Annotated in this window: 4 protein-coding genes; all 4 read right to left on the bottom strand. The window is 71.9% G+C overall.

What is annotated here, in order from left to right:
* Window positions 1-122 precede the first annotated feature (122 nt).
* Window positions 123-785, bottom strand: coding sequence for a ribosome hibernation-promoting factor, HPF/YfiA family (gene hpf / locus NQ160_RS19720; protein ID WP_257516808.1), 663 nt, complete (start codon window positions 783-785; stop codon window positions 123-125).
* Between the two features lie 65 nt (window positions 786-850).
* Entirely contained in the window at window positions 851-1,522 is a 672-nt protein-coding gene (locus NQ160_RS19715) for a ComF family protein (protein WP_257516807.1), read from the bottom strand.
* Window positions 1,523-1,617: 95 nt separating this feature from the next.
* Window positions 1,618-3,303: a GerMN domain-containing protein gene (locus NQ160_RS19710; protein WP_257516806.1), complete on the bottom strand. Its 1,686-nt coding sequence runs from the start codon at window positions 3,301-3,303 to the stop codon at window positions 1,618-1,620.
* Window positions 3,300-4,184: sensor histidine kinase (locus NQ160_RS19705; RefSeq protein WP_257516805.1), on the bottom strand; the 885-nt coding region annotated here is incomplete at its 5' end. The genes NQ160_RS19710 and NQ160_RS19705, both read right to left, overlap by 4 nt.

Below are 4,184 nucleotides of genomic sequence, written 5' to 3'. Positions count from 1 at the left end.
CTCGGCGGCCTCGTCATCGGCAGCCTGCTGGACGGCATGTTCGACTGACCCGAGAGGGCACAGAAAAAGCGGATGCCGCGTGTAGGCGATGGTCCACGCGGCATCCGCTGAGCAAGAAGAGGTTATGAGGCGACGCGCGCCGCCGGCGGTGCCGCCGTGGTCAGCGAGATCACACCGTAGTCCCAGCCCTTGCGTCGGTAGACCACGCTCGGGTGGTCGGTGCGGGCGTCGATGAAGAGGAAGAAGTCGTGGCCGACCAGCTCCATGCGGTCGACGGCCTCTTCGACGGTCATCCACTCGGCGTCGAACTGCTTCGTGCGGATGACGACGGGCGTGTAGTCCGCTTCGTCGGCGCTCTCGGCCTGCACCGGAACGGTGCCGGTGGCGACGGCTTCGAGCACGTCCGCCGAAGCGGGCTGCACGTCGATGCCCTCGAGCGCGCCGTTCTCCTTCTTGAAGGTCGCCCCGCGCGGCTTGTCACGCGCGTCGAGGCGCTTCTCCTTGGCACGGCGCAGCTGCTCGGCGAGCTTGTCGACGGCCAGATCCAGCGCGGTGAACTTGTCACCGTCTGTCGCCTCGGCCCGCACCAGCGGACCCTTGCCCGTGAGGGTGAGCTCGACCGTCTCGTCTTCCATACGCCCGTTGTGGTACGCGCGGTGGGTCACCTTGACGTCCAGCCGCTGGGCCCGCGGAGCGAGGTGCTCGACGCGCTGGGCCTTTTCTTCGACTACGGTGCGGAATCGATCGCTGATTCCCACTCCCACGCCGACGATGCTGGTATCCATCCTTGACCTCCTTGTTCCGGTCCGCCCGGCCAAGGGCGGACCATGTGTCGCCTTGTCCTCCAACGCTATCGCCCTCGCCGCCCGATGTCATCTCGGCGCCCGTACGTGCGGGCCGTCACGGCCACGGTGGCAGCGCCCATGACGCGCATACCGCCGGCCCGCAGCGCCCTCGCCGCCTCAGCGAGGGTGGCCCCTGTGGTCACCACGTCGTCCACGAGCACCACCGGCAGGTCGACGACCGCGCGCAGCGTCATGCTGCCGGCGACGTTGGCGCTGCGTGCCTCGCGCGTCAGCCCTCGCTGATCGCGTGTGGCCCGGGCGACCTGCAGCAGCCGGTGCGGATGCACGCCGGACCGGCGCGCGATGAGCTCGACGGGGCGATATCCCCGCCGACGCACCGAGGCGCGCGATGCGGGCACCGGGACCACCGCCACCGGCGAGTCATACGCCCCGAGAGCCGCGGCCAGCGCCGGCGCGAGCGCCCGGGCCAGCGACGTGCGCCCGTCCTCCTTGAAGGCGCGCAGCACCCGCGCTGCGACCCCCTCGAAGCCCAGGCCGCTCCAGATCTCCAGACCGCCGGCGCTGTGGCGGCGGGGGCGGGGGCGGGGTGCGAGCTGTGCCAGGCACGACGGGCACAGCGCCGTGTCGGCGAGGTCGCAGCCGGCGCACCAGGTCGGAAATGCCAGCGACAGCGCATCGGCGAGCGCGCCGCGTACGAGGGGTGGCACCGCGATCATGGTGCGAGTCTGCACGGGTGCGCCGACGCCGCGGAGCATGCCGCGAGCGTCGGGGACGGATCGGCTCCGTCGGCGGCTGGGGAGGGCGGGGCTGCTCAGCCGGGAGTGCCCTGCACCGTGCCGAGCACGATGACGCGCAGGTCGCCGGAGGCATTGCCCCAGTTGGTCCCCCGGCGGACATACAGCACGCCGCGGGTGTCGAGCAGCCGCGGGACGAAGGCCTGGTTGGTCGGGGCGATCGTCGTCACCGCCGCCGGTGCGGTGACGACGTCCGCCGGTCCCCCCACGAGCTGCTCCACCACGTTGGTGTCACCGGCGACGTCGGCCACGATCCCCACGTGCGTGGCGTCGAGCCAGGCCATGTCCGTTCCCGGCCCGGCCAGCGAGCCGAGCATCCACGGTTCACCGAGGCGCACCGGCACCCCGCCGTCACGGACGATGCCGGCCACCCACACGGCCGGCTGGCCGCCGTCGCTGACGACCGCCGCCACCCGCGTCCCGTCGCGCGATACCTCCATCGCGCTGATCCGGGTGGCATCGGGCCACGCGCCCGCGACGTCGACCCTCGCGCCGTCCGGACCGAAGGCCTGCAGCCCCTGCGGATTCGAGCGCGGCACGCTCCACACCCAGTTCCCGGTGTCGATCGTGGGGGCGATGAGGTCGGGGCGGGTGTCCACGTCCGCCCAGCCGTTGACCGCATCCACACGCGCGACGGCCCCCGTGCCGCGCAGCAGCGCCGCGGCATCCTGATCGGCCGACACCTGCACCGCCGTGGGGCCTGCGTCCACGATGGCCTCGGAGAGATCGGCGATCGGCTCGAGCGACTCACCCGCGAGGAAGCCGAAGCCCTCCTCCACCAGCACGAGGGGCTGCGGCGGAACCCGTGTCGAGCGGGTCTCCACCCGCGACGCCGGCAACGGCTGGCCGTCGACGGTCAGCTGAACGGCGGAGACGCCGGCGCCGGAGAGGCTCTCGAGCAGCTGTGTCTGCACGCGGTCCAGGGTCTCCCGGTCCAGATCCAGCGCGCCGGGTGTGAGCTCGACCTGCGCCGTGCCGTCGTCCCGCACGGGCACCGTGCGTGCGGCGAGGGTGACGTCCTCGGGCACGGCGTTGGCGACGGCCCCCGACAGCCACGGGCTCGGCCCGCCCTCGAGCAGCGCACTGGCCACGCTCGTGGCGGGGTTCGTCGTCGTGAACCACCGGACGTCGGGGACGAGGTAGGTCCATGTGGGGTCGAAGTACGCCAGCGCGTAGCTGCGGAACACGACGTCGAACCGGGCGTCGTCCAGCACGATGCCGTTCGGGGCCTCGCTGATGCGCCACTGCCCGTCCTCCTGTGCCAATCCGAACCTCAGCTCGAGGTCGTCGCCCCCGAGGTCGTCGTAGGAGCCGGCCTCGTCCACGGTCGCCTGGGCCGTGACGTTCAGCACGATGGAGTCGTCGCCCGCCTCGATGTACTCCCGCTGCGAGAAGTCGTCGATCGTGACATTCGCGGACGGGTCCCACGTCTCACGGGCCTCGGCGGTGAGGTATTCGCGCGCCGTGGCCCACTCCCCCCGGGTCCCCGAGCCCGCGCGGATGAAGCCCTCGACGATCTCCCGCGGGGTCGCACCCGGCTGCGGGGGGTCGGCGACGAAGGAGATGTCGGGCGGCTGCGTGTCGGCCTCCAGCGGCAGGCCGGGGTTGACCGGGCCGCTCGTGGGCAGCCCGGCGCACGCGGACAGCATGAGGGCGGATGCCGTGGCGATCGCGACAGCGAGCGCGCGGATCGGCGATCTCATCGCTTCCCCCTCCGGTCTGCGGGCGGTATCTCGATCGGCTGGGTGAGTCCGAGCGTGTCGAAGGTGGCGTCGTCGCCGGGGTCGGCGGCGATCGGCGAGACCCCGTTCAGCTCGCTGCCGTGCCGGGGGATGGTCAGCACGAAGTGTGTGCCCCGGCCCAGCGCCGACCACACCGCGAGGGTGCCGCCGTGCAGCCGCGCATCACCCAGCGCGATCGACAGGCCAAGCCCCGTGCCGCCGATGGTGCGCCTGCGCGACGGATCGGCGCGCCAGAAGCGATCGAACACCCGCTCCGAATCGGCTGCGGTCATGCCCAGTCCGTAGTCGCGCACCCCGAGCGCAACGGCGTGCTGGTCGCTGTCGACGGTCACCACGATCGGGCGACCCTCCCCGTGCTCGATGGCGTTGCCCAGCAGGTTGCGGACGATGCGGCGCACGCGCCTCGGATCCATCTCCACCGGCGAGTAGCCGCCGGGGGCGATGAGTCGCACATCGGAGCCGTGCTGGTCCGCGAGCTGCTGCATCGACGCGATCACGTCCTCTGCCAGCTGCGTCATGCTGGTCGGCTCGATCTCCAGCTGCACGGAACCGGCGTCGTACCGGCTGATCTCGAGCAGGTCGGTCAGGAGCGTCTCGAACCGCTGCACCTGGGCGTGCAGCAGCTCCGCGGCGCGTGCAGTGGTGGGGTCGAACGCCTCGCGCCGGTCGTTGAGCATGTCCGAGGCCAGGCGGATGGTGGTCAGGGGCGTCCGCAGCTCGTGGGAGACGTCCGACACGAACCGCTGCTGCACGAGCGAGAGGTCGGCGAGGTCCTTGATCTGCGATTGGATGCTGTCGGCCATCGCGTTGAACGAGCGCGCGAGCGTGGCCAGCTCGTCGTC

Source organism: Microbacterium sp. zg.Y909 (assembly GCF_024626565.1).
This window is presented reverse-complemented; position numbering and strand designations above follow the sequence as displayed.

Excerpts from the sequence above, each read along its gene's own strand:
- NQ160_RS19715 (WP_257516807.1), bottom strand. The coding sequence starts at position 1,522 with ATGATCGCGGTGCCACCCCTCGTACGCGGCGCGCTCGCCGATGCGCTG.
- hpf (WP_257516808.1), bottom strand. The coding sequence starts at position 785 with ATGGATACCAGCATCGTCGGCGTGGGAGTGGGAATCAGCGATCGATTC.
- NQ160_RS19710 (WP_257516806.1), bottom strand. The coding sequence starts at position 3,303 with ATGAGATCGCCGATCCGCGCGCTCGCTGTCGCGATCGCCACGGCATCC.